Below are 24205 nucleotides of genomic sequence, written 5' to 3'. Positions count from 1 at the left end.
GCTGCATCATCACAGTTCGGTGGACTGGCCCACTAAAGTCACATTGACAATCCCGCCAAAACAACGTATCCTGTGTTGTAAATACAGGTGCCAATGACGAAGCAGGATAGGTCAACGTTTAGCGACCCGGGATGGTGCAAGCCGGGACAGACCGAAAAGACACTTCCGAGGCAGACGCGCTCCGGTCGCCACCGTTATGGCTGAGTTAAATCACAAGGTGGTACCGTGCACTGCACCCTCGTCCAGAGGGGCAGTGTTTTTTTGTGCCCGTCAACAATTAAGGAGGAAATTATGAGTTACCAACGTCCTAAGGGCACGGCGGATATCCTGCCGGGCCAAAGCGAACTGTGGCAGCGCGTCGAAGCGATCGCGCGTACCGTGATGACCCGCTATCGCTACCGTGAGGTCCGCACGCCACTGTTTGAAAACATGGAGGTCTTCGCCCGCACGAGCGGTGAGACCTCAGACATCGTCACTAAAGAGATGTACAACTTCGAAGACAAGGGCGGTCGAATGATGGCGCTGCGGCCAGAAGGCACTGCCGGCGTCGCCCGGGCCTATGTCGAAAACAAGCTCTATGGGCCGGAGTTCGCCAAACCCTACAAGGTCTTTTATATGGGCTCGATGTTCCGCTACGAACGGCCGCAAAGCGGGCGGCAGCGTGAGTTCCACCAAGTCGGGGTGGAAGCGTTCGGCGTCGACAGCCCGGCACTTGATGCCGAAGTGATCGCTTTAGGCGTCGATCTGCTGACGGCGCTTGGGGCGCGGTCGCTCAAAGTCGCGATCAACACCCTGGGCGATCCGACCTCCCGTCAGTCGTACCATCAGGCCTTGATCGACTACCTGACGCCGTTTGCCGACCAGTTGTCGGCAGACTCTCAGGTGCGCTTGACCCGCAATCCGCTGCGCGTGCTGGATTCGAAGGACAAAGGGGACCAGGCGATCGTCGCCAACGCCCCGAAGATCTTAGACTACTTGACGCCGAACGCAGCGGCGCATTTTGCCACCGTCCAGGCACAACTGGACGCCTTGGGGATCGCCTATGAGATCGATCCGGACATGGTGCGTGGGTTAGACTATTACAACCACACCATCTTCGAAGTGATGAGCGACGATCCGGTCTTCGGCGGCGGCTTCACCACGATCCTTGGTGGGGGGCGCTACAATGGACTGGTAGAAGAGCTCGGCGGCCCCGAGACCCCTGGCGTTGGCTTCGGGATGGGGATCGAGCGCGCAATGCTCTTGATGCAGGATCAGACTGTGGCCGACCGCCTGCCGGTCTACATCGTCACGATCTCAGCTGACGCGGCGGCCACGGCGGCGCGTCTGGCACATGAGATCCGCTTGCAGGGCTACCCAGTCGACCTGGACTACCAAGGACGCAAGGCCAAGGCCCAGTTCAAGGCGGCCAACAAGGCCAATGCCGAGCTCGTGATGACGCTTGGTGAAACGGAACTGGCCGAAGGGGTCGTTACAGTCAAGAACATGGCGACCGGTGAGCAACAGCAGGTCCAACAGGCCGCGATCGCCGGGTCGTTCAAACAAGTCTATACGGAATTAACGGAGGCAGCGCAACATGAGTAAGCGTTCAATGTATGCGGGTGACGTCACGACGGCCAATATCGGCCAGACCGTCACGCTGAAGGGCTGGGTGCAAAAGCGCCGCAGCCTGGGGAATTTGATCTTCGTCGACCTGCGCGACCGCGCGGGCATCGTGCAATTGGTGTTTTCCCAGGCATTCGGGGCAGACGCCCTTGCAATCGCCGAAAGCGTCCGGAACGAGTACGTGCTGGAAGTGACCGGTACGGTCGCGGCGCGGGATGCCTCGGCGGTCAACCCGAAGATGGCGACCGGTGAAGTCGAAGTCGAGATCAGTGACGCCACGGTGCTGAATAAGGCCAAGACCCCGCCGTTCGAGATCGACAACGCGGTCAACGCGTCGGAAGAAACCAAGCTCCGCTATCGTTACCTCGACCTGCGCCGGCCGGAGATGCAGCAGGCGATTTTCACCCGCGCCAAGATCATGCAGGCGACGCATCGCTACTTCGATGACAATGGCTTCATCGACGTGGAGACGCCAACGTTGACTGCATCCACCCCGGAAGGCGCGCGTGATTACCTCGTGCCGTCTCGCGTGTACCCAGGTAGCTTCTACGCGCTGCCACAGTCCCCACAGTTGTTCAAACAACTGCTGATGGGGGCCGGGTTCGACCGGTATTACCAGATCGCCCGTTGCTTCCGTGACGAAGACCTGCGTGGCGACCGCCAGCCGGAATTCACGCAGATCGATATGGAAACGAGCTTCCTGTCCGCAGAGGAGATCCAGAGCCTGACGGAAGGTCTGATCGCGCAGGTGATGCACGACGTCAAAGGGATCGACGTTGAGCTGCCGTTCAAGCGCATCGAGTGGCAGGACGCGATGGACAAGTACGGTTCCGACAAGCCAGACCTGCGCTTCGGCATGGAGATCCAAGACGTGTCAGAACTGGTCAAGGATTCCGACTTCAAGGTCTTCGCCGGCGCGGTTCACAATGGCGGTCAGGTGCGCGCTATCGTGCTCCCTGGCGGGGCGGAGAAGTACTCCCGCAAGAAGATCGACGAGCAGCAAGACTACATCAAACGCTTCGGCGCCAAGGGCCTAGCCTGGCTCAAGGTGACCGAAGACGGGATCAGCGGGCCGATCGCCAAGTTCTTCGGTGAAGGGACGTCATTGACGCAGGCGGTCGGAGCGCATGCCGGCGACTTGATCCTGTTTGTCGCCGACCAAGCGAGCGTTGTGGCGGCAAGTCTCGGCTACCTCCGCACGCACTTCGGGCACGAGCTGGGCCTCATTGATGAGGCTGCCTTCAAGTTCTGCTGGGTCGTGAACTGGCCACTGTTCGAGTACGATGAGGGGATCGATCGCTGGGTCCCAGCACACCACCCGTTCACCATGCCTAACGTTGAAGACGTTCACCTGTTGGATACCGATCCGCACGCCGCACACGCCCAGAGCTATGACATTGTGCTCAACGGCTACGAGTTGGGCGGGGGCTCCATTCGTATCCACCAGCGCGAGATCCAGGAAAAAATGTTGCACGCCCTCGGTTTTACCCCGGAGCGGGCGCAAAAGGCGTTCGGCTTCCTGCTGGATGCGTTGGACTTCGGCTTTCCGCCTCATGGTGGGCTGGCCATCGGACTCGACCGCTTCGCAATGCTGCTGTCCGGTCGCGACAATATCCGCGACGTGATCGCGTTCCCGAAGAACAGCAAAGCCAGTGAGCCGATGACCAAGGCGCCGTATCCGGTCGCCGACAACCAGCTGAAGGATCTCGGGATCGAGGTCCGTGCCGGTGTTGATGCCGAAGCGGCGCATGCCGGGGATGAGGACTTGACAGATTAGATAAGCTATGAGCAGTTCCGGTCAGCACTGGTGAGTTTTCCAGTTCTGACCGGTTTTTTGGGCCCGCCACCCCAAAGGCGTTACGGCACGTCACGTTCTGGAATCATCGGACCATCAAAGGTTATGGCACAACCCCACCAGCTTGAGAATCTGGCAGTGGACAATCTAACCGCGCACCGCGTATACTGGCGGTGAGGTGATGAACATGAAAGAAGACCAAGATGCCTTAAAGGCGCGACTGACCCCGGAACAGTACGCGGTCACGCAGGAAGCAGCGACCGAGCGCCCGTTTTCGGGCCAGTACGATGCGTTTGACGAGCCGGGGATCTATGTCGATGTGGTGTCCGGTGAACCGCTGTTCAGCTCGCTGGATAAGTACGACGCAGGGTGTGGTTGGCCGAGCTTCACGAAACCGATCGCCCCGGTGAAGGAGAAGCGCGACCAACGCTTCGGCATGGAACGTGTCGAGGTGCGCAGTCAAGAGGCGGATTCGCACCTGGGCCACGTCTTCACTGACGGGCCAGCCGCCGCGGGTGGCCTACGCTACTGCATCAACTCAGCCGCGCTGCGCTTCATCCCAGCCCAGGCGTTGAGCGGTCAGTACGCCGCGTATCGGGCCCTGTTCGAACAGGAGGCAGACGATGGCCAGTGAGACTGCGATCTTTGCCGGCGGCTGCTTCTGGTGCATGGTCGAACCGTTCGACACGCAGCCGGGGATCCAGGCCGTAGTGTCCGGTTATACCGGCGGTCACGTGCCTGATCCAACGTATGAGCAAGTCGCCAGCCACCAGACCGGTCACACCGAGGCGGTCAAGATCACCTTCGATCCAGCGGTGATCTCATACGCCAAACTGGTGGAGATCTACTGGCGGCAGACCGACCCCACAGACGCAATGGGACAGTTCCAGGACCGCGGCGACAGTTATCGCCCGGTGATCTTCGTCAACTCACCCGCCCAGCGTGCCACGGCCGAAGCGTCCAAGGCAGCGCTGAGCGCGAGCGGGCGCTTCAAGGCCCCGATCGTGACGACGATCGAGGCGGCCAAGCCGTTTTACCCTGCCGAAGCCGCACATCAAGATTTTTATAAGAAGGTTCCGTGGCGTTACGCGATCGAAGAGAACGGCGGCCGCGCGCAATTCAAGGCTACGCACTGGGCATGATTCTGGACCACTGGTCGCATTCAGTGGGGCCGGACTGTGCCGTGTGCATTGACGACTCTTTGGGGTGATCAACTGTGGCCCGCGGCTGCGGGCACTGCATCAGCTGGTTCCAATACTGGCCGTCGCGGACCTTGTCCGGCAGCTGCGTCTAAACTGGTGGCGCGATCACGGCGACGGTTCAACGTGAGGTGGCGAGGACCCAAGGACAAGCGCCGCTGCGAGTGGCTGATGTCGCGCAGAGGCGCCCAAGCCCCGCTGAATGCGGGCGTCCGAGCCGGGCACCGTGGCCGAGCACTTCTTCCCAGCCTGACACCCAGCCTGCAAGCGCAAGTGAAAACGCGCGGTGCAGGCTTTTTTGCGTGCGACGCCCCAGGGTCAGCGTGGTATACTGAAGGCACCAACGCGAGAAAGAGGATCGGTATGCAAGAGATAGAACGTCTGATCAGGCGGCACCAGAATTGGAGTCGGTTCACCGCCGCGATTTTTTACAGTATCTGTATCGCCATTGCGCTGAACATGTTCTGGGAACCTGGCGGTGTGTTCGCCAGCGGCATCACCGGGGCGGCACAGCTACTGGCGACTGTGGTCCGCAAATGGTTCAACTTCAACCTGTGGGGCGTGGCGACAACGGACCTCTTCAGCACAGGGACGTTGCTGTTCCTGCTAAATGTGCCGCTGTTCGTGCTTGCTTGGAAGCAGATCGGCCATCGCTTCACGCTGTTCACGTTTCTGGCCGTTATCTTCTCGACGATCTCCATTCGCTTGCTCGGGGTGATCCGGCCATTGACCACCGACCCGATCGTCTGTGGGATCTTCGGCGCGGTCGTGAACGGGTTGGGGACCGGGTTTGCGCTCCGCAATAACATCTCGACGGGGGGGCTAGACATCATCGGGATCGTTTGGCGCAAGAAGACCGGGACCACGATCGGCACGGTCAATATCGCGGTCAACGTCGTGATCATCTTCCTCGCCGGATTCGTTAACGACTGGCCGCACGCCTTGTATTCGGCGCTTGCGATCTTCATCAACGGCAAGGTGATGGATTCGATGTACACCCGCCAGCAGCGCCTGCAGGTGATGATCGTCACGGATCAGCAAAAAGCCGTGGTCAACGAGATTCAAAACACGCTGCGCCGAGGGATCACGATCGTCCATGACGCAGAAGGGGCGTTTCACCACGAGGAGAAGACGATCCTGTTCACGATCATTTCACGTGCGGAGATGTTTGAGCTAGAGGCGGCGATGAAGCGGGCGGATCCTTATGCGTTCGTCTCGATCACCGAATCGGTGAAGATCATGGGCCACTTCTACGAACCGAAGACTGACTGACGGATCATGGGGGTTGTGACATCACCGCTGACGGCACGACTATTCCAGATCGTGACGTGCCATAACGCAACGCCCTTTCTAACGCATGCCTGCCTGCAACTCACTGCGGTCGAACGGGCAGCGCAAGCCGCATAAGCGCGCTCCCTTGCAAAACCTAAGTGCGGGGTTTGCAGGGGAGCGCGCTTATACTCTGGGCGACAACCGCGTTATGGCGCAGCCCCTTTTTATCTGCCGTTAAGTCGGGTACAATCAATTCAGAGCGGGGAGCTGAAAATGTCTGATCGGGCAGCTTGGTCGCCTTTAGCCCAGCGGTGTCTGCGGCGATTGCGCGAGGCGGCTGGGGCATCCAGCGCTCCCGCAGCACCAATGACTCGAAGAAGGGAGTGCGTTCACCGATGAATGAGTTACTGATCGGGGCTAACGTCAGCATGTCCGGCAAGGGGATGTTTCCTGGGGCGGTCGCCGAGGCCGTCGGATACGGGGCCACGACGTTGCAGTTTTACACGGGTGCGCCGCAAAATACTCGACGCAAGCCCGTCAGCGAGATGCGGATCCCCGAAGGGCTGGCTGCAATGCAGGCGGCGGGGTTATCTCACCTTGTGATCCATGCGCCCTATATCGTTAACCTGGGAAACACGATCAAGCCGGAGAACTTTCCGTTCGCCGTCCAGTTCATGCAACAAGAGGTCGCCCGGGCGGAGGCGCTGGGGGCCTACACGATGCCGATGCATCCGGGCGCGCACGTGGGAGCCGGCGTCCCCGCCGCGATCGAGCAGATCGCCCGCGGACTCAACGAGATCTTGCGCCACGATCAGCACGTGACCATCGCGCTTGAGACGATGGCCGGCAAGGGGACAGAGGTCGGGCGTCAGTTCGAAGAGCTCGCCGCGATCCTCGATCGCGTTCAGCTCAACGACAAGCTGGCGGTGACGATGGACACTTGTCATATGAGCGACGCCGGCTACCCCGTTGAGACCGATTTTGACGGGGTCCTCAACACGTTCGATCACGTGATCGGCTTGGACAAACTGGCGGTCATCCACGTCAACGACTCCAAGAATGCGCAAGGGAGCCACAAAGACCGCCATGCCAACATCGGCTTCGGCACGCTCGGCTTCGATTGCCTCAACGCGATCGTGCACCACCCGCAGCTGACGGGGATCCCGAAGATCCTTGAGACGCCTTATGTCGGGCCAGCCGATAAGCGACTCTACCCGCCGTATGGAGTGGAGATCGACTGGTTCAGGACCGGACGCTTCGCCCCGGCGGACTTGACCGCGCTAGCTGAGCAGACGCCTTGACGGCGCATCAAAAAAGCACTTGAGGCGGCGCAACCAGCCTTACCTCAAGTGCTTTTTGATATGGCACGTCACGTTCTGAAATAGTCGTACCGCCAGAGGTGGTGTCACAACCCCACGCCATTATTTTTTGGCGACATCATCGAAGGCGTCGAGATTCATGTGCTCGAGGATCAACATCGCAGTCTCTTCGATCGAGCGGTGCGCCGTGTTGATCACCATACAGCCGAGTTTTTCGTAGAGGTCGGCCGCAAACTTGAGCTCTTCATCGACTTGTCCGCGGGCGGAGTAAGCCGTATCAGGGTTCAACCCGTAGGCGATCATCCGCTCGCGCCGAAATTCCATCAGGACCGATGCGTCGGTGGTCAGGCCCACGATCTTCTTAGGGTCGACTTTGTAGATTTCTGCCGGGATGTGTGCGTTCGGGACCAGCGGCAGATTGGCGACCTTGAGGTTCCGATTGGCCAGGAACAGCGACAGCGGGGTCTTGCTGGTGCGCGAGACGCCCAGCAACACGATGTCGGCCTCAAGGAAGCCTTTGGGGTCCTTGCCGTCATCGTAGAGGACCGCGAACTCCATCGCCGAGATCCGGTCGAAGTACTTTTCGTTCAGGTCGTGCACGGCCCCGGCGACACCGCTGGGGGTCTCACCGGTGAGTGTGGCGACCGAGCCGACGATCGCACTCATCACGTCGATGAACGGCAAGCCGATCTGCTTGGCGTAGTCCTTGCCGAGCTTCGCCAGCCCGGGGGTGACCAGCGTGGCGATGACCAGCCCGTTGTCCTGCTTAGCCGTGTCTAAGGTCGTCATCAGCTTCTGCTCGTCGTGGGTGAACGGGAAGCGCAGGTAATGCGCGGTCTGGTCATCGAACTGCGCCGCGACGGCCTGCGCCAGCTTGAGGCCGGTCTCGCCGATGGAGTCGGAGATAATGTAGTAGTTTGTTTCAATTGGCATGTTGTCACCTCGTGAATGAATGGGGAGCGCTTACGGTTCACCGCTATCTTACCATAACTCGCGATGGGGCGTGGCGAGTCGGCCGCGTCCCAATTTTCTGCAACAAATTCACAAGAAACTGGGAATGCCGTATTGACGCGTTTTTTCCGGTCCGGTATAATAGCTAAGAACTGTTGGCAATGATATCTGTCGGTGGTTACACAGTGTCGGAGGGAGGGATATCATATGGCAAAGACGGTCGTTAAGAAAAACGAATCTCTCGATGATGCTCTTCGGCGCTTCAAGCGCACCGTATCCAAGTCAGGTACATTGGCCGAATACCGGAAGCGGGAATTCTACGAAAAGCCAAGCGTTAAGCGCAAGCTGAAGTCAGAAGCAGCTCGCAAGCGCAAGAAGTTCTAATTGCGCGTCATCGAACGCGGTCCTTTGAGGGGCCGCGTTTTTCTTTGGGTCAGGATAAGCGTATACTGAACCCAGACGCAAGACGAAAGGAAGCCGATAACATGGCATTGATGGACCAACTCAACACGCAGATGAAGGACGCGATGAAGGCCAAGGACAAGCTGACCCTGGCCACTGTGCGCATGATCAAGTCTGCCCTGACCAACAAGCAGATCGCCAAGGGCGAGGCACTGACCCCAGAGGACGAACAGGCCGTCCTATCGACCGAACTCAAGCAGCGCAAAGAAAGTCTGGTGGAGTTCAAGGCCGGTGGGCGCGACGACCTGGTCGCACAGCTGGAGGCGGAGATCAAAGTCGTTGCGGCTTACCTCCCCAAGCAGATGGACGAGGCAGCGGTGACTGCGCTGGTCGATACCGTGATCGCGGAGACTGGGGCCACTGGCAAAGCCGACTTCGGCAAGGTGATGAAGGCGCTGATGCCACAGGTCAAGGGTCAAGCGGATGGCGCAATGGTCAACCGCATCGTCAAATCAAAGCTGGGATGATCCCCCAACAGCCAGGCAAATGAAGGGCGCATCTAGCCCGCCCAGTCAGTTGATCAACTGGCTGGGCGGGCTATTTTTGCGGCGCACCAGCTTCGGCCGACTCGTGGCACAGCGCCTCGGTTGCGCAACGGTCGGTGCTCTGGTATCCTTGCTGGGATCAATTGGGAAGGAATGCGGTAAGCTTGGGCCAAAGCGCGCCGCACGGGTGAACCGGATGTTCGAAAACCATAAACGTAAACGCCAAGTCGCTAAGTGGGTCAGCACCCAGGCCTTTGAAAGCTCACTGGATCCTGAGTGCTCGATCTGCGTGACCGACGCCGACGTGGTGAATGGTCTGACCCGGTTCTGCTTTGCCGACGCCGTGTTGCAGATGACGCTGGGCGAACAGGCGACCGTGACGCTGCCATTCGCTATGGATGAGATCGGTCGAAGTCCGTTGATGGGTGAGCTCTTCTTTCGCTTAGAAGAGTGGCAGACGGAGTATGAAGGGGCGTTCAAGGCGGCCCTGGCAGAGGACAGGGCCGGGACCGATATTTGGGCCGAAGCGACAGAGGCGGGCAGCTTTGAGCTGGCGGCGACACTGGCCGTGCTCAAGCGGTGGGCACGCAGGATGTTGGCGGAGACGCGTGAGCTGGCGACCGTCACGGCGGGACTGGGCGCGCTGGCCCGGCTGCGGCACGTCCCCGGGGTCACGCTAGCCGGCGACGTGGCGGCACCGGTGATACCGCTTGCCTTCACCTTAGCGCCGGCAGCCACGGCGGCCCTGGCTGACCTCGAGGCGGCGTACACCGGTGACGTTTGATCAGCGCAGCCCGCTTGGGTCACGGGCTGGCCGGGGCGCGAAGCCGCCAGTTGGTGCGCGAGTGCCTGCTCATAGGCGGCTTTGTCTGGCCAAGCCCGCAGACCCCCGGGCGTATCGCGCGCAGTTGGCGTCAGTGGTCGGCTTGCAGACGGCTTTATGGTAGAATAAAAGCAAAGACTATCCAAAATTGGGGGCAACGAGTTGCCAGACAACGCAGCAGAGAAGATTATTACTTTAGACAGCGCCGAGCAGGCGATCCAGCTGGCCGGCATCAATGACCAGCACTTCGCGCTGATCGAAGAACAGCTCGACGTCTTGATCGCACCGTTCGGCCAGGAACTGCGCATCAGTGGCACGCCCGAGAACGCCAGCCTCGCGTACCAGCTCCTGCAACAGCTGATTGCGCTGATGGCCCGCGGGATCCGAGTCGCGCCACAAGATGTGATCTCGGCGATCAACATGGCGAAGCGTGGCACACTGGAATACTTTGCGGACATGTACAGCGAGACGTTGATCAAGGACATGAAGGGCGCGCCGATCCGCGTCAAGAATTTTGGGCAGCGGCAGTACATCCAGTCGATCCGCCGCAACGATGTGACGTTCGGCATCGGTCCGGCCGGCACCGGTAAGACCTATCTCGCGGTAGTCATGGCGGTGGCCGCGCTGAAGGCGGGGGAAGTCGAGCGGATCATCCTGACGCGCCCGGCGGTCGAAGCCGGCGAGAGCCTTGGGTTTTTGCCGGGTGACTTGAAGGAAAAAGTCGATCCGTACCTGCGTCCGATCTACGATGCACTGCACGCCGTTCTCGGTACGGAACACACGAACCGGTTGCTAGACCGCGGGGTGATCGAGATCGCCCCACTGGCCTATATGCGCGGCCGTACGCTGGACAATGCCTTTGCCATCCTGGACGAGGCGCAGAACACGACCCGGATGCAGATGAAGATGTTCCTGACCCGTCTAGGCTTCGGGTCCAAGATGATCGTGAACGGCGATGTGACGCAGATCGACTTGCCAAACAATCAGCGCAGCGGCCTGATCGAGGCGCGCGACCTCCTGCAGGGGATCGACCATATCGGGTTTGCGACCTTCGCCGCCAGTGACGTCGTGCGGCATCCGGTCGTCGCCAAGATCATCGAGGCGTATGGCAGTGAGGCGTAAGTCTCAAGCGTAACTTGGGGGTGAACGCATGAAGCGCAAGCACATGACAGCCCGCGGCATGACGATCCTGACCGTCCTGGCGATCAGTCTCGCGAGTTTTGCAATGCTGATCTGGCAGGTATTGCCGCAGCCGTTGAACGTGAAAGTCAATACCGTCGCCAAGCAGACGATCATCGCGACGCAGACCGTGGTGGACCAGCAGCGGACTAAGGAGGCGCGAACCGCGGCCCGTAACGCGGTCACGCCGGTCTATTCCTACGACAACACGATTGCCGGTAAGCAGTTAGATAAGCTCAACCGCCTGCAAAAAGCGGTGACCGCAACGGTGGCGGCAGAATCTGCCAAGGCGCAAAAAGCCGCTGACGACTCAGATTACAAGGCCCCAGCGCAGAGGCCCTGCTCAAGGCATTCAAGGCAAGCTACCCGGCCGCTGACTACGATTATTTCGACCAGTACTCGGACGGCTTCTACCGTAGCCTGTTCGGGATGGACAAAGACGCGCGCACCGCGTTGTTCACGGCGGTCACCAGCGTCTTGACGACCCAGCTGACGGGTAAGATCGCGCCGGATGGCGTGACCAGCGCCAAGGCGGCGGCGGGCACAGCGCTGGATTCGATGGGACTGACTTCCGCACAGCGCAAACTCGCCGCACAGCTGATCGATCAGACGCTGATCCCGAACGAACTGGTGGATGCGACCCAGACTGAGGCGAAGCAAGCCGCAGCGGCGGCCGGCGTCAACCCGGTGCAGATCCTGCAAGGGCAGGTGATCGTCCAAGAAGGTCACTTGGTCGATAGTACGGCGATGCACCAGCTGGCGGTCCTCGGATTGACGAAGCGCGCCCGCCCGACGGCTGTGATCGGGCTGATCCTGCTACTTGTGATCCAAGCCGTTGCACTCGGCGTCTTGCTGCGGGATTATCCGGTCACTTCGTGCTTGCGACACACGGTGCTGTATGGCGCGCTGCTGCTGGTGATGCTTGGGCTCATGATCGGGCTGCGTGTGATCGCCCGGGCCGGTCAGCCGAACCTCACGTTGCTCCTGCCGGTCGCCGTAATGCCGCTACTGCTTCGCACGTTCATCGGCCGGCGCATCGCGTTACTCAGTGCCGTGATGATCACATTTTTCGCCTACTTCGCGTTCTACTCGACCACCGGGAGCATTTTCTCCGCCGGGACCGCGCTCACGTACTTGACGACAGGGCTGCTCGCCGTGATGATCGCTAATGAACGCCTTAATGATGTCTTCGGGCGGGTCGCTTTTTGGGTCCTGGGGATCAACCTGGCGCTCACGCTGAGCTTGATGTTGCAACAAGGGGTAGACTTCACCCGGGCGGCAACCTGGCAGACGATCGGTTTCACCGTGGTCGGCCAGCTGTTGGGCTACATCTTGGCGATCGGGCTCACCCCTTACTTGGAGATGCTCTGGCGCGATGATTCGATCTTCACGCTCAACCGCCTGTCGAACCCGAACGACCCCTTGCTGCGTCAGTTGCTGGAAGAGGCGCCGGGCACCTATCACCACAGCATGATGGTCGCCAACCTCGCGGCTAACGCGGTGGCGGCCGTCGGAGGCCGTCAGATGCTGACGCGTGTGGCGTGTTATTACCACGACGTCGGCAAGCTGACTCGGCCACTGTACTTCACAGAGAACATGCCAGCCGGCTTCGTGTCACCGCACAACGCGCTGACGCCAGCGCAGTCGGCCGAGATCATCTTCGCGCATGTGACCGACGGGGTGAAGATGCTCCGCAAGCGGCGGATGCCCCAGTTCATCATTGACATCTGCGCGCAACACCATGGCACGACGCTGATGCAGTACTTCTATGTGACGGCTAAAAAGGCGGATCCGCTCACTCGAGAGGAAGACTACCGGTATCCGGGGCCAAAGCCACAGACACTTGAGGCGGCCGTCGTCAACATCGCCGACACCTGTGAGGCTGCGGTGCGGTCGATGCCACATCCGACACCGGACGGGATCCAGTCGTTCGTGCACAAGATCATCAACGAACGGTTGGTAGATGGTCAGTTCGATGAGGCGCCGATCACTGTCGCGCAGCTGCGCGTGGTCGAGCATTCGCTGAATGACGGCCTGGCAAGCACCTTTTACAACCGCATTGAATATCCAAAATTAGAAGAAGATAAGTGAGGACTTGAGATGGATCTAGAATTGTTCGACGATGAGAAGCGCCTGACGGCCGATCATACGGCCTTGGTGACGCAGCTAGTGGCGTTTGCGGGGCGCGAACTGAAGCTACCTGAGGACACGGAGATGTCGATCACGATCGTTGACGACGCCGAGATCAACCGGATCAACCGCGAATACCGGGACACGGACCGGGTAACGGACGTGATCAGCTTCGCGATCGAAGAAGGTGACGAGGAACTGGTGGGCTTCGACGACATCCCGCGCAACATTGGCGACCTGTTCATCGATCCGGACCAGGTTGCGCGCCAGGCGGTGGACTACGGGCACTCGTTCGAGCGTGAGCTCGGCTACACGGTAGTTCATGGTTTCTTGCACTTGAATGGCTATGATCATATCCAGCCGGCGGATGAAGCGGTCATGATCCCGCTGCAAGAAAAGATCCTGAGCGCCTATGGCCTCACCCGATAAGCGCATCCAGAAGAACCGTCACTGGCTGGCCTCGGCTCGCCATGCCCTTGACGGCCTGTGGGGCACATTCTTGCACGAAGGGAACTTTCGACGGGAATCAGTCGTTGCCTTGGTCGTGATCGGGGCGGCAGCGGTGTTCGACGTCAGCCGCTTCGACTGGTTCCTGCTACTAATCGCGATCCTGCTGGTGTTTCTCGCCGAACTCTGGAACACGATCATCGAAGCGGTGGTCGACTTGGTCGTCGGGGCGCGATTCGATCCCCAAGCCAAGCGGATCAAAGACATGTCAGCCGGAGCCGTCCTCGTCGCCGCGCTGATCGCAGTCGTCTGTGGGGGCTATGTGTTCTTGCCTGTCCTCTGGCGTCTGATCGCTAGATGAGGCTATATCACATCAAACAGGGGCCGCCGACGTTCGGCGGCGCCCGAATAGGAGGGACCTAGATGGATGAATTGATCGAAGCGGCCAAGCAGCAGCGCGAGCGGGCCTATGTGCCTTATTCGCACTTTGCGGTGGGTGCCGCCGTGACTGTCGACGGCCACGTTTTTACGGGCTGTAACATCGAGAACGCCAGCTACGGGCTGTCGCTGTGTGCCGAGCGTAATGCGATGTTCGCCGCCGTGATGGCAGGTTACACACACTTAGATGCGATTGCAGTGATCGCTGATACACCGGGTCCGGTGTCGCCGTGCGGGGCATGCCGTCAGGTGATGACGGAGTTTTTTGCCCCAGACGCACCGGTCACCTTGACTAACCTCAAAGGGGACACACTTGAGACCACGGTGTCGGCAAGTCTGCCCGGCGCATTTGAGAAGGGAGATATGAACGCTTGACTCATCATTCAGGTTTCGTCGCCATCATCGGGCGGCCCAACGTTGGCAAATCGACATTCATGAACCGGATTCTCGGCGAAAAGATCGCGATCATGTCGCCTAAGGCCCAGACGACGCGCAACAAGATCAACGGCATCTACACGACCGACGACGCACAGATCGTGTTCGTCGACACGCCGGGGATCCACAAGCCCAAAAACGCGCTGGACGACTACATGGACACCGCGGCGCTGTCGACGCTGAACCAAGTTGACGCCGTCTTGTTCATGGTGGCCGCCGACGAGAAGAAGGGCCCCGGCGACCAGTACATCCTCGATCAGCTTGCGCACGTGCACGCCCCAGTCTACCTCTTGGTCAACAAGATCGACTTGGTCCACCCAGACGATCTGTTGCCGTTTATTGATCATTTTAAGGACGCACATGATTTCGCCGGCATCTTCCCGATCTCGGCGACTGAAGGCAACAACGTGGACGACTTGTTGCGTGAGCTGACGGCGGCCTTGCCGGAAGGACCACAGTACTACCCGGAAGACCAACTGACTGACCATCCGGAGTATTTCGTTGTCGGTGAACTGGTCCGTGAACAGATCCTGCACCTGACGCACGACGAGATCCCGCACTCCGTTGCCGTTCAAGTCGAGCGGATGAAGGACCGGAGCGAAACGGGCAAGCTGCAGATCGAAGCCTACATTATCGTCGAGCGGGATGGACAAAAGGCGATCGTGATCGGCAAAGGCGGTGTGATGCTCAAGCAGATCGGGATACGCGCACGCCGTGAGATCGAAGCCCTCCTCGGCGAGAAAGTCAACTTGAAGCTCTGGGTCCGGGTCCAGAAGAACTGGCGTGATAATAACGCTTACCTGAAGAGCCTCGGCTACAACATGAAGGAACTGCGGTAATGACTCGAGTGGACGCGACCTTTGCCGGCCTGGTGTTGGCGCGTCACAACTACCGGGAATCCGACATGCTGGTCAAGCTGATGACCGACCGCTTCGGCAAGAAAATGTTCATGCTCAATCGCGCGCGCAAGCCTGGCTTTCGGATGACGGCCGGGATCTTGCCGTTCACGCAAGGTGAGTATGTCGGGACGATCAATTCGGATGGGTTATCGTTCATGACGGCCGTGAAGGATGCGACGCAGTTTCAGGCGATCGCTAGCGATATCACACTGAACGCGTACGCAACATACATCTTGGCGCTGATCGATCAAGCCTTTCCAGACGGTGAGCCACTCGGCCGCTGGTTCGACTTTGCGACCGCGGCACTGACGGCGATCGACACGGGGTTCGACCCCGCCGTGATCACGAATATCGCTGAGGTCCAGCTACTCGGCGCCTTCGGGGTCCAACCCGACTGGCGTGGTTGCGCGCTAGACGGTCGAACAGATCTGCCCCTGGATTTTTCTGAGCAGTACGGCGGCCTGCTGTGCCAGGACCACTGGCACCTCGATGCCTATCGCTACCGCGTCCAGCCTAAAGCGCTGTACCTGCTTCGCCGCTTCAGCGTGATCGATCTGCATCAGCTGCACTCGATCACTGTGAGTCCGGCCACGAAAGCCGAGCTGCGCCGGGTCCTAGACCGCATGTACAGCGATATGGTCGGCGTGACCCCCAAGGCCAAGCGCTTCCTGGATCAGATGGCCCAGTGGCAAGACAAGTTGCCACCACTCAGTTGAAGGGCGTACCTCAGGCTTCACCTCACAGCGGGGTGAGGCTTTTTTGATCCCGCGCCACTAGATTGGTTGACAACTTAGTGACCGGCGAGTAGACTACTAAATAGTAAAACAACTTAGTGGGAGGCGCGTCATGAAACAGACTCAATTGCTCAAGGGGGTGCTGGATGGTTGCGTGCTCGCGCTGATTTCGGGGCATGAACTGTATGGTTACGAGTTGATCCAGGCGCTTCGCGCGACCGGCTTCGACTCGATCGTCGGCGGCACGCTGTATCCGCTGCTGGCAAAATTGGAAAAAAACGGCGATCTAGTCAGCCGAATGCGCGCCTCGCCGGATGGTCCGGACCGCAAATACTACCGGCTGACGCCGCAGGGCCGCCAGACGCTGGCGGCGTTCGACGCGCAGTGGCACCAGTTGACGAACCAGGTGGCAACGATCTTAGAAAGGGTGACCAAAGATGACTGATTTAGCGCAGACTTATCGAGACGAGATGACCCAACTCGAAGCGCAGCTGACACCGAGCGACCGCGCCTATTTTAGCGACTTGCGGGTGTATGCCAGCGCCCGCGCGCTGTGGGTGAGTGAGATTGCACTGAACCAGGCGCTGCTCAGCATGATGCGCGATCTCCTAGAGGCTGAAGCCGCCGGAGAGACCGCGGTGCAGCTGTTCGGCGACGACCCGAAGGCGATGGCCGATGCGGTGATCGGACAACTCCCGCGACCGCGTCTACGTGATACCGCGGCGCTCGGTCTGATCGTGATCAGCTTGAGCTGGTTTTTCTTACTGCTGAGCGGTGGAACTGCGACGGCAGCGGGGATGCGCCTCAGCATGATGGCCGTCGTCTTGACCCCACTGATCGAAGGGGGCTTGATCGTAGCCGCGTTTGCAGTGATCCGCGCCGCGACCTATCCGCACTCACGCTGGCTGGCCACCCGGTACGGCGCTGGGTTGACGATTGGCACACTGGTGGTCGTTGGACTGGCAGCGCTGGTCGCGGTCTATATCGGTCTGCCACAGGTGTGGTCAGTCCTGATCCCAGTCCCGTGGAACTTCGTCGTGATCGGTGGCGCGACGCTCGCCTTCCTGATCGTTGAGTGGCGGCAACATGACCGTGGCAACTGGCCGATCATGGCGATTGGCGGCTTTTTGGCCGGCCTGGCCTTGATCGAGCAAGCCGCGGCCATCCGTCCGCTCGCCATAGGGGCCTGGTGCACTTGGGTCGTGCTCGGCAGCTTAGGGGTTGCGGTCGTGCTCTTTGTGGCTTGGCGTCACCACCAGGCCTGAGCCCGATTCGTCGACCGCTTGCATTGCGCGCGTCGGCGCCCTATCCTGAACGCAAAGGAGTGAGCACGATGAGTGAATTTGACCACGCCCCCGAACGGCGGAGGACCGATGCGATCAAGTGGGCGGTGGCGGACTCAGAGCAACAATGTGGATCGCGGATATGGATTTCGCGACCGCGCCGGCGATCACGGCCGCGCTACAGGCGCGGCTGACCGATGGGGCGTATGGGTACGAGGCGCCGTCCGCTGCCTATTTCACGACTGTCGCTGAGTGGCTCGCGACCCAGCACCAGGCCCGCCCAGCCCTTGACTGGCTGATGTTTGCTGGCGGTGTGATGCCGGCACTTGCCGCTTTGATCCGTCAATTGACCGCACCCGGGGATCAGATCCTGGTGCAGGCGCCAGTGTACAACATGTTTTTCAGCACGATCGCAGCGAATGGCCGGCGCGCCGTCAGTGCGGATCTGCGTTACACTGCGGGTCAGTACGCGATCGATTGGCCCGCCCTGGCGGCGCAGTTAGCAGCACCGGCGACCACGATGATGCTCCTGTGCAGTCCGCATAACCCGATCGGTCGCGTCTGGTCTCGCTCGGAACTGACGCGCATCGCGGCCCTGTGTGCGCAGTGCGAGGTTCAACTGGTCGCAGATGAGATCCACGCCGATCTCGTGTGGCGCGGTGCGCCGCACGTGCCCCTCCATGCGGTGACCGATACCGGTATCAGCTTGATCTCACCCAGCAAAACGTTCAACCTCGCTGGTCTGCACTCCGCCACAGTGATCGTGCCAGAGCCAACGCGACGGGCGCAGGTGCGGCGCGCACTGGCGATCGCACAAGTCGACGAGCCCACGGTGTTGGCTGTCCCGGGGACGATCGCTGCTTATTCGCAAGGCGGGCTGTGGCTCGCCGCGCTTAACCAGCAGCTGCGGACGAACTGGACCGAGGTAATCGCCTTTCTTGCTGCCAACCTACCGCGGTGCACGTGGTTCCGGCCACCGCGACTTACCTGATGTGGCTTGACGTCTCAGCGTACAGATGCCCTGCGTCGGCTTTGGTCACACAGATCCGTCAACGTAGTGGGTTGGTGCTGGCAGATGGCACCGTCTACCAAGGCAACGGCGCGCATTTTTTGCGGCTGAACCTCGCCTGCCCACCGGTCATGCTGGCAGACGGTCTGCAGCGCTTGGCCAGCGGGCTGGCGGCCACTGATTGATGTCTGAGTCCGTGCGCAGACGACCTCAAAACAGGCGCGGCGCACCCCGGTACTGAAGGGGTGTGCCGCGCCTGTTCGGGCGTAGCGGTCAGACGAATAAATAGATCGAGGCGTACATGAACGCACTGCCCAGGATCACGAACAGATGCCAGATCACGTGGATGTAAGGGATCTGCTTTTGGGCGTACAAGACTGCACCGAACGTGTAGGCGACCCCGCCGGCAACGAGTAGCCAAAACCCGATCGGCCCCAAGTGTTGCCACAGTGGCTGCATCCCAATCAGACACATCCAGCCGAGGATCACGTAGATCGCCGTTTCAGCATACTTGAGCTTGCCGAGAAAAAAGCATTTATACCCGACGCCGAGCAGACACAGGACCCAGATCGCGGCGAGCAGCCCGACCCCAAGTGGCCCACCGATGGCGACGAGGCAATAGGGGAGATACGAACCGGCGATCAGGAAGAAGACCCCGGAGTGATCGATCACCTGTAGTACGTGCCGAGCCTTGGTGAAATAGAGGCTGTGAAAAAGGGTCGAGGCAGTGTAGAGGACGATCAGTGCGAGCCCGAAGCCGGTGAAGGTGACCAGGCGTAGCGGCGTCGTGGCCTTAAAGGCCAAGGCGACAGTACCGACGACGGCCAACCCGAGTGCAAAGGCATGGGTCACCGCACTCAGCATCTCGTTGTTGAAGGTGTAGTAGCGCGACCGCGGCTTAACTTGTAATTGCATGTTCGAGACCTCCCGTATTGGTTTACTCATTAATGATACCGCGTTCGGTACTGTATTTCAATTACATCTGGTTTTTAAAACTAAATAAAGTGATACTGACAAACCCTGCCGGTTTTGCTATAATTGAAGGGTGCCGAAGGACATCTACAAAGAAAGCGTGGCAGAGAAATGACCAAAATCAAACTTGTGACCGACTCATCGATCCAGATGACCCCAGAAGAGCTCGACCAGTATGACGTGCATGTGATCCCGCTGACGATCATGATCGACAGCACCGTCTACGTCGACGGCGAGACGATCACCCGAGAAGAGTTCATGGCCAAGATGGCGGCAGCGACCGCGCTACCGAAGACCTCTCAGCCGGCGATCGGCACGTTTCTCGATATGTTCGATGCGCTGACGGAAGACGGCAGCGAGGTCTTGGCCATCCACATGCTGGAGGCGATCTCAGGCACGGTCAACTCTGCACGCCAAGCCGCCGAGCTGGCGCACGGTAAGGTGACCGTGATCGATTCGGACTTCACCGATCGCTCGATGGCCTTTCAGGTGATCGAAGCGGCCAAAATGATCCAGGCCGGCCACACCGTCGATGAGATCGTTGCCCGACTCGCGGAGATCCGTGCCAACACGAAGCTGGTGCTGGGCGTGTCGAACCTAGACAACTTGGTCAAAGGCGGGCGGCTCAGCCGGGTGTCCGGGATGATCTCCACGCTGCTCAACATCAAGGTGACGCTCGAAGTCACTGGCGGTGAGCTGGTCGCACGTCAAAAAGGCCGCGGGATGAAGACGATCCACCGCTTCGTCGACGAGACCGTCGAGAAGATGAAGGCGCTCGAGAACATTCAGGCGATTGGCGTCTCCTACGCCGGTGGACTTGAACTGGCGACCGGGGTGGCAGACAAGATCCGCGCTGCGTTGCCGAATGTCCCGCTGATGTTTCGGCCGACCGATCCGGTGATCGCGACACACACCGGTGAAGGGGCCTTTGCGATTACGTGGTATGTGGATTAGAATAGAGACTAACGGGCAGGGGTGACCCTGCCTTTTTCTATCCAAAGGGGGCAATCAGATGAAATGGGCGACGATTGGCCGCCGCGTGCTGTATGTCGCGGTCGTGGCGGTACTCACGTTTGGCGGCTGGCAGCTTTTCGGGCCTGAGCCGACCACACACCACCTCAGCGGCCAGACCAAGTCGGTGCGGCCCCTCCAGCTGACCGCGATCGGCGACTCCCTGACACATGGGGTCGGAGACGAGACCAACAGCGGCGGTTATGTCGCGCTGATCAAGACCGATCTTGAGCGGAGCGGCGACTACACGGTCACGACACAGAACTACGGCGTAACTGGCGATACCTCGACGCAGATCCAAAAGCGCGTCGATCAGCAGTCGAAGCTGCGCGCATCGGTCAAGACCGCAGATATCTTGACGGTCACCGTCGGCGGCAATGACCTGATGCATGTGCTGCAGGACCACTTCCTCGACATCACCAAGCAGGACGTCGCCGAGGGGAATGCGGCCTTCCAGAAGCGGCTGGCGACCCTGATCGGCACGCTGCGCGCGATGAACCCGACGGCGCCGATCTATGTGTTCGGGATCTACAACCCCTTTTACGTCTATTTCCCACAGCTGACCGCGATGACCGACAGCGTCACCCAGTGGAACGCCGCAACGAAAAAGACGCTGGCGAAGGTCACCGACGCCTATTACGTCGACATCGACGCAGTGCTGACGAAGGGCGGCGCCACGCAGACCGACAAGGCGACTAAGAGCAGCCTGAAAAAGGCGCTTGCCGGTGGTAATCCGCTGATCTTCACCCAAGACCATTTTCACCCCAATAATGCGGGCTACGCGAAGATGACTTCGCAACTGTGGGCCGTGATGCAATCCAGTCAGAAAGCGTGGGAAAAACCATGAAACGCGCAGAACATCGACAACAGCAAGGGCAGCTGGCGCCCACCCGGCCCACGGCCTCACGCCACATCAACTGGTGGCAACTCATCGCCTTGACGCTGATCGGCCTGATCCTGGGCAGCGGCATCTGGTTCGTGACCAAGGTCGTGACGCCTTACCAGACGCCGATCAGCCGCTCGACGCCTGCGACGAGCAGCGACCCGGCACTGACCGTCTCATTGACTAAGCGCCAGGTCAACCGGATCGTGACCTATTATCTGAATGATTTTCAAAAAGGCAGTCAGGTGAAATACAGCCTGACCGTCGCCGACCAGGCGGTGCTCGGCGGCGACTTCAAGTTCTTCGGGGCGACCATCCACTTCGAGCTCCTGTTCGATCCACTGGTCCGGTCTAACGGCGATGTCGAATTGAAGGCGCGGAGCCTGAACGTTGGCAGTCTGCCCGTCCCGATCAGCTACGTGATGAGCTACGCCGGGCGCACCTTCAAGCTACCAGACTGGGTCAGCCTGAATAGTAAGAAGGAGACCATTGTGATAGAATTGAGCAAATTCGCGCTAGCTAACGGGATGAAGATCCAGGCCAATAAGATCGATCTGCCGAACGACCAGATCGACTTGTCGGTGTTCCTACCGACGCAGTCTAAGTGAGGGGGATGACCAATGTCTGAGACGGCAATTTTTGCAGGTGGGTGCTTTTGGTGCATGGTGCAGCCATTCGAGACCCAACCGGGGATCCAAAACGTGGTTTCCGGCTACACAGGGGGCCACGTGCCTGATCCAACCTACGCGCAAGTCAAGCAACACGAAACGGGGCACACCGAGGCCGTGAAGATCACCTTCGATCCGACTGTGATCAGCTATGCGCGACTGGTCGAGTGCTACTGGCAGCAGACCGATCCGACAGACGCAATGGGGCAGTTCCAAGACCGCGGCGATAACTACCGGCCAGTGATCTTCGTCAACTCACCGGCCCAGCGCGCGACAGCCGAAGCGTCTAAGGCCGCCTTGGCGGCAAGCGGGATGTTCCAGGATCCGATCGTCACGACGATCGAAGACGCCCAGCCCTTCTACCCGGCAGAGCCCGAGCACCAGCAATTCTACGCGAAAAATCCGCGCCGGTATGCGGCGGAGCACGCCCAACGTCAGGCGTTTCTTGACGCACACTGGAAGGAGTAAGCATGCGACAGTCTTTTTATCAGTTCTTGATGACCCTGCGCAACCCCAATGACCACGGGGAAGTGGCTAACTTTGCGCAAAACGCCTTCCTCGATCACGGCTTCCCCAAACAAGAAGACGACTTCGAGGCCCTCAGCAACTACTTGGAATTGAACGGCAACTACCTCCCGTCGATGAGCATCTTCGACGAGGCGTTCGCGCTGTATCAAGCACACGAACACGTAGGAGGTCCACAACATGGCTAAACTTCGAGTGCCGATCTGGGTGATGGCGACCGGGATGAGCGTTGCACTGATCGGTGGCGGGGCCCTCGGTTACGCGACGCGGGGGACCGTCGATTCTGCCCGTCAAGCCACAAGCGGGACCCCCACCGGTGTGCCCCAGTCTTTCGATAAGGTGCTGGCGACCTACAGTGTGATCCGCAAGAACTACTATGAATCGACCAGCGCGACCAAGCTGGCCGACGGCGCGATCGCCGGGATGCTAGATAGCCTCGGCGATCCGTATTCGACTTACCTGCAAGACACTGCTAAAAACGATCTGGATAGTACCATCTCGGCCAGCTTCGGCGGGATCGGCGCCACGATCGAGCAAGGTGCGAATAAGCTGACGATCGCGAGCATCATGCCAGACACCCCGGCCAAAAAAGCGGGGCTCAAGGTCGGCGATCAGCTCCTGTCCGTCAACGGACAGTCGGTCGAGAAGCTCGATGTGACCAGCGCGGTCGCCAAGATTCGTGGCAAGATCGGCACCAGCGTCAAAGTGGCCGTCTTGCGTGATGGCAAAACGGTGACTGCGACGATGACGCGCGCCAAGATCACCACTGATACGGTCACCGGGGCCCTGAGTCCCACTGATGCTAAAGTGGGGGTCATCACGATGGCCACCTTCTCTGAGCCGACGGCCTCGCAGTTCAAGGCCACCGTCAAGGCGTTGCGCAAGCAAGGCGCCAAGGCCTTCGTACTCGATCTCCGCGGCAACCCCGGTGGAATGCTGGAGACCGCGCTTGAGATCGGGTCGATGTGCCTCAAGGACGGGCAGACGATCGTCAAGATCGAGGACCGCGCGAAGCACCAAGAAGTCTACACGGCCAGCAAGCAGTACGACAACGGTTTCAAGGTGACCGAACCGCTGGCCGTCTTGATCGATGGCGACTCTGCTAGTGCCAGTGAGATCCTGGCCGGCGCGCTGGCGCAGGACCGGCACGCCCCGCTAGTGGGGACCAAGAGCTTCGGCAAGGGGACCGTCCAGAACATCGCGAGTCTGTCGAAGACGGCCGAAGTCAAGTTGACGGTCGCCCGGTGGCTGACGCCTAATGGGACCTGGATCCACAAGAAGGGCTTGACCCCGACGATCAAGGTCGACTATCCCGACTACGCGAAGATCGCAGCGGTCAGCGTGACTAGCCTCAAGCTGGGCGATGAAAGCGGTAATGTGCGGGCGCTTCAGCAGATGCTGGTCGCCCTCGGGTTCGATCCGCAGGCCACGAATGGCTACTACGGACCGACGACCGCCGCAGCGGTGAAAGCTTTTCAGGCGCAGTACAAGTTGACGACGAGTGGTACGGCCGATACGGCCACGATCAGTGCGATCGAGGGCCAGCTGGCCCAGAAGTTCCAGCACGATGATCCGATGATGATACAGGCGGTCAAAGCCGCACACCACTAAACAGCAGATGGCCCGAGTCAGTGATCGATCACTGACTCGGGCCATCTTTTTGAGTTCGGGTTGCGCCAAA

The 24205-nt window shown here is 59.8% G+C and carries 29 protein-coding genes and 1 pseudogene; 28 read left to right on the top strand and 2 right to left on the bottom strand.

Annotated features, from left to right (window positions below; genetic code table 11):
• Positions 1-291 precede the first annotated feature (291 nt).
• From hisS to HII33_RS09150, 6 genes are all read left to right on the top strand, one after another.
• Positions 292-1584, top strand: a complete 1293-nt coding sequence (gene hisS / locus HII33_RS09175) for a histidine--tRNA ligase (protein ID WP_179395498.1) — start codon at positions 292-294, stop codon at positions 1582-1584.
• A complete protein-coding gene (gene aspS / locus HII33_RS09170; protein ID WP_179395497.1) occupies positions 1577-3382 on the top strand; it encodes an aspartate--tRNA ligase in 1806 nt (601 codons plus the stop codon). The genes hisS and aspS overlap by 8 nt, the downstream gene beginning before the upstream one ends.
• A gap of 205 nt (positions 3383-3587) precedes the next feature.
• The gene (gene msrB, locus HII33_RS09165; protein ID WP_179395496.1) at positions 3588-4034 is read left to right on the top strand and encodes a peptide-methionine (R)-S-oxide reductase MsrB; all 447 of its coding nucleotides are present in this window, start codon (positions 3588-3590) and stop codon (positions 4032-4034) included.
• The gene (gene msrA, locus HII33_RS09160) at positions 4024-4542 is read left to right on the top strand and encodes a peptide-methionine (S)-S-oxide reductase MsrA (RefSeq protein WP_179395495.1); all 519 of its coding nucleotides are present in this window, start codon (positions 4024-4026) and stop codon (positions 4540-4542) included. The genes msrB and msrA (HII33_RS09160) overlap by 11 nt, the downstream gene beginning before the upstream one ends.
• A 420-nt stretch (positions 4543-4962) precedes the next feature.
• Positions 4963-5871, top strand: a complete 909-nt coding sequence (locus tag HII33_RS09155; protein ID WP_179395494.1) for a YitT family protein — start codon at positions 4963-4965, stop codon at positions 5869-5871.
• A gap of 395 nt (positions 5872-6266) precedes the next feature.
• Complete coding sequence (locus tag HII33_RS09150) at positions 6267-7172, top strand: deoxyribonuclease IV (RefSeq protein WP_179395493.1); 906 nt, start codon at positions 6267-6269, stop codon at positions 7170-7172.
• A 120-nt stretch (positions 7173-7292) separates the two neighbouring features.
• On the opposite strand, the gene HII33_RS09145 is transcribed toward HII33_RS09150, so the two are convergent.
• The gene (locus HII33_RS09145) at positions 7293-8123 is read right to left on the bottom strand and encodes a pyruvate, water dikinase regulatory protein (RefSeq protein WP_179395492.1); all 831 of its coding nucleotides are present in this window, start codon (positions 8121-8123) and stop codon (positions 7293-7295) included.
• A 225-nt stretch (positions 8124-8348) separates the two neighbouring features.
• Here HII33_RS09145 and rpsU point away from each other — a divergent pair, with 225 nt between their 5' ends.
• From rpsU to HII33_RS13815, 16 genes and pseudogenes are all read left to right on the top strand, one after another.
• Positions 8349-8525 (top strand): 30S ribosomal protein S21, encoded by a 177-nt coding sequence (gene rpsU / locus HII33_RS09140; RefSeq protein ID WP_054661478.1) that lies wholly within the window; start codon positions 8349-8351, stop codon positions 8523-8525.
• Between the two features lie 101 nt (positions 8526-8626).
• Positions 8627-9070 carry a GatB/YqeY domain-containing protein gene (locus HII33_RS09135; protein ID WP_179395491.1) on the top strand — a complete coding sequence of 148 codons (444 nt, stop codon included), beginning with the start codon at positions 8627-8629 and terminating at the stop codon, positions 9068-9070.
• A gap of 214 nt (positions 9071-9284) precedes the next feature.
• The gene (locus tag HII33_RS09130; RefSeq protein WP_179395490.1) at positions 9285-9872 is read left to right on the top strand and encodes a hypothetical protein; all 588 of its coding nucleotides are present in this window, start codon (positions 9285-9287) and stop codon (positions 9870-9872) included.
• A 201-nt stretch (positions 9873-10073) separates the two neighbouring features.
• A complete protein-coding gene (locus HII33_RS09125; protein WP_218841929.1) occupies positions 10074-11033 on the top strand; it encodes a PhoH family protein in 960 nt (319 codons plus the stop codon).
• A 28-nt stretch (positions 11034-11061) separates the two neighbouring features.
• Positions 11062-11571 (top strand): hypothetical protein, encoded by a 510-nt coding sequence (locus tag HII33_RS13910; protein WP_179395489.1) that lies wholly within the window; start codon positions 11062-11064, stop codon positions 11569-11571.
• A pseudogene (locus HII33_RS13970) lies at positions 11496-11807 on the top strand (hypothetical protein); the annotation flags it as partial. The gene HII33_RS13910 and the pseudogene HII33_RS13970, both read left to right, overlap by 76 nt.
• Before the next feature lie 30 nt (positions 11808-11837).
• Positions 11838-13181, top strand: a complete 1344-nt coding sequence (locus tag HII33_RS09115; protein ID WP_246287417.1) for an HDIG domain-containing metalloprotein — start codon at positions 11838-11840, stop codon at positions 13179-13181.
• 9 nt (positions 13182-13190) lie between these two features.
• On the top strand, positions 13191-13649 hold the full coding sequence (gene ybeY / locus HII33_RS09110) for an rRNA maturation RNase YbeY (protein WP_179395487.1): 459 nt from the start codon (positions 13191-13193) through the stop codon (positions 13647-13649).
• Entirely contained in the window at positions 13633-14028 is a 396-nt protein-coding gene (locus tag HII33_RS09105) for a diacylglycerol kinase (RefSeq protein ID WP_179395486.1), read from the top strand. Before ybeY ends, HII33_RS09105 begins: the two co-directional genes overlap by 17 nt.
• A 62-nt stretch (positions 14029-14090) precedes the next feature.
• The gene (locus HII33_RS09100; RefSeq protein WP_179395485.1) at positions 14091-14480 is read left to right on the top strand and encodes a cytidine deaminase; all 390 of its coding nucleotides are present in this window, start codon (positions 14091-14093) and stop codon (positions 14478-14480) included.
• A complete protein-coding gene (gene era, locus HII33_RS09095; RefSeq protein ID WP_179395484.1) occupies positions 14477-15379 on the top strand; it encodes a GTPase Era in 903 nt (300 codons plus the stop codon). The genes HII33_RS09100 and era overlap by 4 nt, the downstream gene beginning before the upstream one ends.
• A complete protein-coding gene (gene recO, locus HII33_RS09090) occupies positions 15379-16155 on the top strand; it encodes a DNA repair protein RecO (protein ID WP_179395483.1) in 777 nt (258 codons plus the stop codon). Before era ends, recO begins: the two co-directional genes overlap by 1 nt.
• A 130-nt stretch (positions 16156-16285) precedes the next feature.
• On the top strand, positions 16286-16618 hold the full coding sequence (locus HII33_RS09085) for a PadR family transcriptional regulator (protein ID WP_179395482.1): 333 nt from the start codon (positions 16286-16288) through the stop codon (positions 16616-16618).
• On the top strand, positions 16611-17438 hold the full coding sequence (locus HII33_RS09080; RefSeq protein ID WP_179395481.1) for a hypothetical protein: 828 nt from the start codon (positions 16611-16613) through the stop codon (positions 17436-17438). Before HII33_RS09085 ends, HII33_RS09080 begins: the two co-directional genes overlap by 8 nt.
• 160 nt (positions 17439-17598) lie before the next feature.
• The gene (locus HII33_RS09075; RefSeq protein WP_246287360.1) at positions 17599-18447 is read left to right on the top strand and encodes a MalY/PatB family protein; all 849 of its coding nucleotides are present in this window, start codon (positions 17599-17601) and stop codon (positions 18445-18447) included.
• 41 nt (positions 18448-18488) lie between these two features.
• Positions 18489-18650, top strand: coding sequence for a plastocyanin (locus HII33_RS13815; RefSeq protein ID WP_246287358.1), 162 nt, complete (start codon positions 18489-18491; stop codon positions 18648-18650).
• 88 nt (positions 18651-18738) lie between these two features.
• Here the strand turns inward: HII33_RS13815 and trhA are convergent, their stop codons facing one another.
• Positions 18739-19380 (bottom strand): PAQR family membrane homeostasis protein TrhA, encoded by a 642-nt coding sequence (gene trhA, locus HII33_RS09070; protein ID WP_179395480.1) that lies wholly within the window; start codon positions 19378-19380, stop codon positions 18739-18741.
• Between the two features lie 168 nt (positions 19381-19548).
• Between trhA and HII33_RS09065 the strand changes: the two genes are divergently transcribed.
• From HII33_RS09065 to HII33_RS09040, 6 genes are read left to right on the top strand one after another with little or no spacing between them, the layout of a single operon-like run.
• Positions 19549-20391 (top strand): DegV family protein, encoded by an 843-nt coding sequence (locus HII33_RS09065; protein WP_179395479.1) that lies wholly within the window; start codon positions 19549-19551, stop codon positions 20389-20391.
• A gap of 58 nt (positions 20392-20449) precedes the next feature.
• Positions 20450-21295 carry an SGNH/GDSL hydrolase family protein gene (locus HII33_RS09060; RefSeq protein WP_179395478.1) on the top strand — a complete coding sequence of 282 codons (846 nt, stop codon included), beginning with the start codon at positions 20450-20452 and terminating at the stop codon, positions 21293-21295.
• Positions 21292-21939, top strand: coding sequence for a YpmS family protein (locus HII33_RS09055; RefSeq protein ID WP_179395477.1), 648 nt, complete (start codon positions 21292-21294; stop codon positions 21937-21939). Before HII33_RS09060 ends, HII33_RS09055 begins: the two co-directional genes overlap by 4 nt.
• Before the next feature lie 12 nt (positions 21940-21951).
• On the top strand, positions 21952-22467 hold the full coding sequence (gene msrA, locus HII33_RS09050; RefSeq protein WP_179395476.1) for a peptide-methionine (S)-S-oxide reductase MsrA: 516 nt from the start codon (positions 21952-21954) through the stop codon (positions 22465-22467).
• Positions 22468-22469: 2 nt separating this feature from the next.
• On the top strand, positions 22470-22712 hold the full coding sequence (locus HII33_RS09045) for a YozE family protein (RefSeq protein ID WP_179395475.1): 243 nt from the start codon (positions 22470-22472) through the stop codon (positions 22710-22712).
• On the top strand, positions 22705-24135 hold the full coding sequence (locus tag HII33_RS09040; RefSeq protein WP_246287356.1) for a S41 family peptidase: 1431 nt from the start codon (positions 22705-22707) through the stop codon (positions 24133-24135). The genes HII33_RS09045 and HII33_RS09040 overlap by 8 nt, the downstream gene beginning before the upstream one ends.
• The last annotated feature ends 70 nt before the right edge of the window (positions 24136-24205 follow it).

The organism is Lacticaseibacillus absianus (genome assembly GCF_013407595.1).
GTDB classification, from domain to species: domain Bacteria; phylum Bacillota; class Bacilli; order Lactobacillales; family Lactobacillaceae; genus Lacticaseibacillus; species Lacticaseibacillus absianus.
Note: the sequence above shows the minus strand (reverse complement) of the source record. Positions and strands in the feature narration are given on the sequence as shown.

Bases quoted from the DNA above. Each gene is read 5' to 3' on its own strand.
- hisS (WP_179395498.1), top strand. From the start codon at position 292: ATGAGTTACCAACGTCCTAAGGGCACGGCGGATATCCTGCCGGGCCAA.
- aspS (WP_179395497.1), top strand. From the start codon at position 1,577: ATGAGTAAGCGTTCAATGTATGCGGGTGACGTCACGACGGCCAATATC.
- msrB (WP_179395496.1), top strand. From the start codon at position 3,588: ATGAAAGAAGACCAAGATGCCTTAAAGGCGCGACTGACCCCGGAACAG.
- msrA (WP_179395495.1), top strand. From the start codon at position 4,024: ATGGCCAGTGAGACTGCGATCTTTGCCGGCGGCTGCTTCTGGTGCATG.
- HII33_RS09155 (WP_179395494.1), top strand. From the start codon at position 4,963: ATGCAAGAGATAGAACGTCTGATCAGGCGGCACCAGAATTGGAGTCGG.
- HII33_RS09150 (WP_179395493.1), top strand. From the start codon at position 6,267: ATGAATGAGTTACTGATCGGGGCTAACGTCAGCATGTCCGGCAAGGGG.
- HII33_RS09145 (WP_179395492.1), bottom strand. From the start codon at position 8,123: ATGCCAATTGAAACAAACTACTACATTATCTCCGACTCCATCGGCGAG.
- rpsU (WP_054661478.1), top strand. From the start codon at position 8,349: ATGGCAAAGACGGTCGTTAAGAAAAACGAATCTCTCGATGATGCTCTT.
- HII33_RS09135 (WP_179395491.1), top strand. From the start codon at position 8,627: ATGGCATTGATGGACCAACTCAACACGCAGATGAAGGACGCGATGAAG.
- HII33_RS09130 (WP_179395490.1), top strand. From the start codon at position 9,285: ATGTTCGAAAACCATAAACGTAAACGCCAAGTCGCTAAGTGGGTCAGC.
- HII33_RS13910 (WP_179395489.1), top strand. From the start codon at position 11,062: ATGAAGCGCAAGCACATGACAGCCCGCGGCATGACGATCCTGACCGTC.
- HII33_RS09115 (WP_246287417.1), top strand. From the start codon at position 11,838: ATGCACCAGCTGGCGGTCCTCGGATTGACGAAGCGCGCCCGCCCGACG.
- ybeY (WP_179395487.1), top strand. From the start codon at position 13,191: ATGGATCTAGAATTGTTCGACGATGAGAAGCGCCTGACGGCCGATCAT.
- HII33_RS09105 (WP_179395486.1), top strand. From the start codon at position 13,633: ATGGCCTCACCCGATAAGCGCATCCAGAAGAACCGTCACTGGCTGGCC.
- HII33_RS09100 (WP_179395485.1), top strand. From the start codon at position 14,091: ATGGATGAATTGATCGAAGCGGCCAAGCAGCAGCGCGAGCGGGCCTAT.
- recO (WP_179395483.1), top strand. From the start codon at position 15,379: ATGACTCGAGTGGACGCGACCTTTGCCGGCCTGGTGTTGGCGCGTCAC.
- HII33_RS09085 (WP_179395482.1), top strand. From the start codon at position 16,286: ATGAAACAGACTCAATTGCTCAAGGGGGTGCTGGATGGTTGCGTGCTC.
- HII33_RS09080 (WP_179395481.1), top strand. From the start codon at position 16,611: ATGACTGATTTAGCGCAGACTTATCGAGACGAGATGACCCAACTCGAA.
- HII33_RS09075 (WP_246287360.1), top strand. From the start codon at position 17,599: ATGGATTTCGCGACCGCGCCGGCGATCACGGCCGCGCTACAGGCGCGG.
- trhA (WP_179395480.1), bottom strand. From the start codon at position 19,380: ATGCAATTACAAGTTAAGCCGCGGTCGCGCTACTACACCTTCAACAAC.
- HII33_RS09065 (WP_179395479.1), top strand. From the start codon at position 19,549: ATGACCAAAATCAAACTTGTGACCGACTCATCGATCCAGATGACCCCA.
- HII33_RS09060 (WP_179395478.1), top strand. From the start codon at position 20,450: ATGAAATGGGCGACGATTGGCCGCCGCGTGCTGTATGTCGCGGTCGTG.
- HII33_RS09055 (WP_179395477.1), top strand. From the start codon at position 21,292: ATGAAACGCGCAGAACATCGACAACAGCAAGGGCAGCTGGCGCCCACC.
- msrA (WP_179395476.1), top strand. From the start codon at position 21,952: ATGTCTGAGACGGCAATTTTTGCAGGTGGGTGCTTTTGGTGCATGGTG.
- HII33_RS09045 (WP_179395475.1), top strand. From the start codon at position 22,470: ATGCGACAGTCTTTTTATCAGTTCTTGATGACCCTGCGCAACCCCAAT.
- HII33_RS09040 (WP_246287356.1), top strand. From the start codon at position 22,705: ATGGCTAAACTTCGAGTGCCGATCTGGGTGATGGCGACCGGGATGAGC.